Annotated in this window: 6 protein-coding genes; 2 read left to right on the top strand and 4 right to left on the bottom strand. The window is 73.5% G+C overall.

What is annotated here, in order from left to right; all coding sequences use genetic code 11:
• Positions 1-14 precede the first annotated feature (14 nt).
• A complete protein-coding gene (locus ACIWVC_RS18565; protein ID WP_396454365.1) occupies positions 15-971 on the bottom strand; it encodes a DNA polymerase domain-containing protein in 957 nt (318 codons plus the stop codon).
• Between the two features lie 47 nt (positions 972-1,018).
• Here ACIWVC_RS18565 and ACIWVC_RS18560 point away from each other — a divergent pair, with 47 nt between their 5' ends.
• Positions 1,019-1,633: an FMN-binding negative transcriptional regulator gene (locus ACIWVC_RS18560; protein WP_396451802.1), complete on the top strand. Its 615-nt coding sequence runs from the start codon at positions 1,019-1,021 to the stop codon at positions 1,631-1,633.
• An 11-nt stretch (positions 1,634-1,644) separates the two neighbouring features.
• On the opposite strand, the gene ACIWVC_RS18555 is transcribed toward ACIWVC_RS18560, so the two are convergent.
• The 3 genes from ACIWVC_RS18555 to ACIWVC_RS18545 all read right to left on the bottom strand — a co-directional run bounded on the left by ACIWVC_RS18555 (position 1,645) and on the right by ACIWVC_RS18545 (position 4,456).
• Positions 1,645-2,649, bottom strand: coding sequence for a transglutaminase domain-containing protein (locus ACIWVC_RS18555; protein WP_396454364.1), 1,005 nt, complete (start codon positions 2,647-2,649; stop codon positions 1,645-1,647).
• A 1-nt stretch (position 2,650) separates the two neighbouring features.
• Positions 2,651-4,117 (bottom strand): flavin-containing monooxygenase, encoded by a 1,467-nt coding sequence (locus ACIWVC_RS18550; RefSeq protein WP_396451805.1) that lies wholly within the window; start codon positions 4,115-4,117, stop codon positions 2,651-2,653.
• 63 nt (positions 4,118-4,180) lie between these two features.
• A complete protein-coding gene (locus tag ACIWVC_RS18545) occupies positions 4,181-4,456 on the bottom strand; it encodes a sulfurtransferase TusA family protein (protein WP_396451806.1) in 276 nt (91 codons plus the stop codon).
• Positions 4,457-4,756: 300 nt separating this feature from the next.
• Here ACIWVC_RS18545 and ACIWVC_RS18540 point away from each other — a divergent pair, with 300 nt between their 5' ends.
• Positions 4,757-5,119 (top strand): STAS domain-containing protein, encoded by a 363-nt coding sequence (locus ACIWVC_RS18540; protein WP_396451808.1) that lies wholly within the window; start codon positions 4,757-4,759, stop codon positions 5,117-5,119.
• Positions 5,120-5,221: the final 102 nt, after the last annotated feature.

Raw genomic sequence — 5,221 nt, 5'->3', positions numbered from 1 at the left:
CGCCGGGCGGTCCGTCAGCCGGCGTCGCGGCGCGCCTTGGCCCGGCGCTTGCCCTCGTGCATCGCCTGGACGCGCGCGATCGGAATGGTGCGGCCGTGCTCGATCAGGTCGGCGGGCAGCGACTGCGGTTCCGGCATGAGGCCGGACCAGGGGTCGCGGTCGCCGAGGACGCCGAGGGCCGTCTTGATCGTGAAGTCGGCCGGGGCGACGCCGTCGAGGTCGTCCCACGCGACGGGGAACGAGACGGGCGTCCCCGGGCGGATGCGCGGGCTGTAGGCGGCGGCCACGGTCGCGCCGCCGGCGCGGGTCGAGTCGAGGAACACCTTGCCGTCCCGGTCCTCGCGGATGAACGCCGTCGTCGCGAGGCCGGGGTCGAGCCGCTCGGCGCGGACGCCGAGCGCGCGGGTCGCCGCGGCGACGTCCTCGGCGGGCGTCCGGCCGTCCAGCGGCACGAACACGTGCACGCCCTTCGCGCCGCTCGTCTTGACCGCGCCCCGCAGCCCGCACTCCTCCAGCGCCCGGCGGACGAGATGCGCGGCGCGGACGGCGGCGCCGAACGCGCCGGACCCCGGCGGGTCGATGTCGATGACGAGGTGGGTGGGGCGGTCCGGCGCGTCCGCGCGGAACAGCGGCGGGTGGTACTCGACGGCGCGCTGGTTGGCGAACCACAGCAGCGTGCGGCGGTCGTCGCACAGCGCGTACGCGACCTCGCGGCGGGACGTCTCGGCCCACATCCGCACCGTGCGCACCCACTTCGGCGTGTACTTCGGCACGTTCTTCTGCATGAACGGCTTCTGGCCGCGCAGCACGCGGATCACCGACAGGGGGCGGCCGGCGAGCTGCGGGACGAGGCGGTCGGCGACGGCGTCCAGATAGTCGACCAGGTCGCGCTTCGTCGCGCCCGCTCCCTCGAACAGGGGCTGGTCCAGGTTGGTCAGCCGGACCCCGGCACGCTCCTCTTCGGCGCTCACCCCACCACCTTCGCACGCGCCTCCGACAACCGAGTAGCGTCGGCCGCATGTACGTTCCGGCGCATTTCGCTGCAAATGACACCGAGGTCAGGGAGCTGCTGGCCGGATGCGACGCGGCCGACCTGGTGACGAGCACGCCGCGTGGGCTCATCGCGACGTTCCTGCCCATCCTGTACGACCCGTCGGTGGGCGAGCACGGCGCGATCCTGGCGCACGTCGCGCGCAACAACGATCAGTGGCGCGAGCCAGCCGCCGGCGAGTCGCTGTTCATCCTGCACGGCCCGCACGCCTACGTGTCGCCGTCCTGGTACCCGTCCAAGCGCGAGCACGGCCGCGCGGTGCCGACGTGGAACTACCTCACCGCGCACGTCTACGGCCGCCTCGTCGTCCACGACGACCCGGCGTGGGTCGAGTCGATGGTCCGCCGCCTGACCGAGCGCCACGAGAGCGGCCGCGACCCGTCGTGGTCGGTGGACGACGCCCCCGCCGAGTTCATCTCGGGGCAGCTGCGCGCGATCGTGGGCCTGGAACTGGTCATCAGCAGGATCGAGGCCAAGGCGAAGATGAGCCAGAACCGCCCCGAGGCCGACCGCGCCGGCGTCGTCGAGGGCTACCTGGCGGAGGGCGACACCGCGATGGCCGAGGCCGTCCGCGACGCCTGACTCCGCCGCGGTCAGGTCAGCGGGTCCAGGGTCGTCGTCACGCGGGGCGCCCGGCCGGCGGCGCAGGTGTGGGACGCGAGGTCGGCGCCCACGCCCAGTGCGGTCGGGATGAGGCGGTTCGTGCGGAACGCGATGCCGGGGTCGCGAAGCATCGGGTTGGCGCCGGGGATCACCTCGGCGAGCAGCACGAACGTCGGGTCGATGACCTTGGTGACGCCGTCGTCGTCCACGACCTCCACCCAGGCGTGCACGAGGTCCGGCAGGCCGACGAGCCAGCCGATCCGCGTGGTGGCGGGGATGCCCTCCTCCCGGCAGAGGCGGGCGATGTAGCGGCTGGCAGAGCCGCAGCTCGCGAACCCGCGCGGGATGAGGGACTCGTCGTTCCGCATCGCCTCGGGGAGCCGCAGCCAGCGCAGCTCCGCGCCCACGAACTCGCGCAGGATCGCGCGGAGCGCGGGCGAGCGCAGCACGGGGCAGTCGCCGACCGTCCGCAGCACGGCCGAGAGGGTGAGCGCCGGCCCGGACCCGCGGGCGGTCGCCGCCGGCCCGGCGGGGACGTCGCGCGCCGCGCCGGCCGGCAGGGCGCGGACCTGGCGGACCTTCCCGCCGTAGGCGCCGGTCCGGGGCCGGGCGAGCGTGTTGCGGGCGCCGGGCCCGCAGCCCTCCGGGGCGCCGCAGGCGACGCGCAGCTCGAACCGGGACATGCGGGGCGCGATGAGGTCCTCGCAGGACGAGCGGGTCCAGCGCAGGGCGGACGCGACGCCCCGCTCGACCGCGGTGCGCCCGGAGCCGGAGTAGAGGGCGAGGTTGAACAGGTCCCGGGAGTCGAACCGCTCCCGGCCGCGCCCGCCGGTGGCCGGGAGCCCGTGCCGGATCAGCGCGGACAGCGCGTCCTGGTCGCAGGCGAGCATCGAGGCGGCGTCGGCCCGGCCGGTGTCCGGCCGGTGGTGCTCCGGGGGGATGACGAGGATCCCGTCGAGCGCGCGCAGCAGCGGGTGGGCGGAGGCGCGGGCCATGTCAGCGCTTCACGAAGTGGTAGTCGGACGGGTCGAGGCCGCGGGTCCGGCGGCGGTAGCCGAGCATCGAGCCCGGCCAGTTGCTCGCGTTGCGGCCGCCCCGCGTGTACCAGCTGGTGCAGCCGCCGGCGTTCCAGACGGTCCCGCCGAGGCGGCGCTGGAGGCGCTCGTCGAACGCGGAGAGCACGTCCTCGCGGACGTCCATGTACAGCACCTCCGGGTCGCGCAGGGCCCGGACGGCTTGCACGATGTAGGCGATCTGGCTTTCCAGCATGTGTACCACCGACCCGGAACCGACGTTGGTGTTGGGCCCGTACATCAGGAAGAAGTTCGGGAAACCGGCGACGGTCATGCCGAGGTAGGCGCGCGGCCCGTCCCGCCAGGCGTCGTCCAGCGCGCGGCCGTCCAGCCCCGAGACGCGCATCGGCGCGACGAAGCCGTGCGACTGGAAACCGGTGCCCATGATGATCGTGTCGGCCCGGTGCGACCTCCCGTCGGCGGTGACGACCGCGTCCGGTGCGACCTTGACGATCGGGCTGGTGACGACGTCCACGTGGGGGAGGTTGAGGGTCCTGTAGTAGTCGCTGGACACCAGGACGCGCTTGCAGCCGAGCTCGTAGCCGGGCGTCAGGTTCTTCCGCAGCTCCTTGTCGCGCACCGACCACCGCGTGGCGCGGCACAGCGCCCGGATGTGGGCGGACAGCACCCGGCGCCCGCGCGGCGAGATCAGCATCGGGTTGAGCAGCACCTCGAACCAGACGAACACCCCGAGGCGGGACAGCCGCTGCAGGACCGGGAACCGGCGGTTGAGCCGGGAGCGGACGCGCGGGTAGCGGCGGTCCCACTTCCAGCCCACCCACTGCGGCTCGCGCTGGAACACGGTCAGCTTCGCGGCCCGCGGCGCGATCCGCGGGACGAACTGGACGGCGCTCGCCCCGTTGCCGACGACGGCGACGTCGCGTCCGGAGAGGTCGTGGCCGTGGTCCCACTCCGCCGAGTGGAACACGGCGCCGCCGAAGGACTCCAGGCCGGGGATGTCGGGCACGTGCGGCCGGCTGAGCTGCCCGCACGCCGAGACCAGCACGTCCGCCGGGCACGTCTCCCCCTCGGCCGTCCGCAGGTTCCAGCGCCCCTCCTTGGCGTCGAAGTCGGCGGAGGCGATCTCCTTCCGGAACCTCATGTGCTCCATGACGCCGTACTTGCGCGCGCACCCGCGCAGGTAGTCGAGGATCTCCGGCTGCGGCGCGAACCGGCGCGACCAGTCGTGCTTCGGCTCGAACGAGTAGGAGTACAGGTGGGAGGGGGCGTCGCACGCCGCGCCGGGATAGGTGTTCTCGCGCCACACGCCGCCGACGCCGTCGGCCCGCTCGAAGACGGTCAGCTCGGTGAAGCCCGCGCGCTTCAGCGCGATGGCGAGCCCGAGCCCGCTGAACCCGCTCCCCACGATCGCGACCGACGGTCCGCCCATGGCAATGGTCCCTTCGACGCCCACGCCACAGTAACCGCTAATTGGCGCGTCGCCAATAGCCTCTCAGCGCGGGCGCCAGGGCGATTCGGGGGACGTGGGCCGGGGGTCGGCGGCCACCCGCAGGGCATAGGTGGGGGCCGGCGCGCGCTCGACGGGGCCGAGGTAGGCGTGGCCGGTCAGATGGCACCAGGCGGGCAGGTCGATGGGGGCCGCCGGGTCGAGGGCGATCAGGTGGACGACGGTGCCGGGCGCGAGTCCGGCGAGGCGCCCGCGCAACTCCAGCAGAAGGCGCACGCAGGAGCGGTCGCCTCCGTCGATCACCACTGGGTCCGTGCTCATTCCCACACCCCCGGTTCTAGCAGGCCGCCGGGTGAAATATATGGCTTTGTCACCACGAGACGCCCGGCGGGGCGGCGCACCCGCACGCCCCCGGCCGCGCGCCCCGGCGGGCGGGCGAGGCAGCGGACGAAAACGACAGACCCGGACGAAACGCGAGCGAACGAGTTCGTCTCGGATATGGGCGAGGGACGCCCTAGACTTGACTTCTTCTTTCAGGTTTCGTCCAGGATCAACGCTTACAGTCGCAGTGGAGTACCCCCCGTTGTCATCCAGGTGAGGAAACCGACTTTGGGGCGAACGATGGAGCTCGGAGCAGCGCGGGTGGAGATCACGGAGACCTGCGGGACGCTGACGTTCCCGGACGAGGTCGACCTGAGCAACGGCGAGGAGATCCTCGCCCAGGCCGTGCGGCTCCTCGACTCCGGGACACCGGCCCTGATCCTCGATCTCACCGGCTGCACGTTCTGCGACTCCAACGGGCTGAACGTGATCACGCGTTCGCAGATGCGGGCGAGCGAGCTGGGGGTGCCCATGTGGGTGGTGCTGCCGCCGCGCGGCCTGGTCCGCCGGGTGTCGGACGTGGCCGGGCTGCAGCGCCGCGTCGCGATCGCGCCGGACGTGGCCACCGCCCGCGAGGCGCTCGCCGCCCATCCCTCGCCCTAGGCCGGGCCGGCGGCCGGTCAGGCGGACGGGCCCGGCTGGTGGCGCCCCGCCGGGCCCGCCCTCTCCCGTCAGCCGACGCGCTCGATGCGGGCGCGGCGGATG

The organism is Actinomadura sp. (genome assembly GCF_044508335.1).
Taxonomy (GTDB): Bacteria; Actinomycetota; Actinomycetes; order Streptosporangiales; family Streptosporangiaceae; genus Spirillospora.
This window is presented reverse-complemented; position numbering and strand designations above follow the sequence as displayed.

What these genes read in the sequence shown, in the direction of transcription:
- ACIWVC_RS18540 (WP_396451808.1), top strand. Translation starts at nt 4,757, where the DNA reads ATGGAGCTCGGAGCAGCGCGGGTGGAGATCACGGAGACCTGCGGGACG.
- ACIWVC_RS18560 (WP_396451802.1), top strand. Translation starts at nt 1,019, where the DNA reads ATGTACGTTCCGGCGCATTTCGCTGCAAATGACACCGAGGTCAGGGAG.
- ACIWVC_RS18550 (WP_396451805.1), bottom strand. Translation starts at nt 4,117, where the DNA reads ATGGGCGGACCGTCGGTCGCGATCGTGGGGAGCGGGTTCAGCGGGCTC.
- ACIWVC_RS18545 (WP_396451806.1), bottom strand. Translation starts at nt 4,456, where the DNA reads ATGAGCACGGACCCAGTGGTGATCGACGGAGGCGACCGCTCCTGCGTG.
- ACIWVC_RS18555 (WP_396454364.1), bottom strand. Translation starts at nt 2,649, where the DNA reads ATGGCCCGCGCCTCCGCCCACCCGCTGCTGCGCGCGCTCGACGGGATC.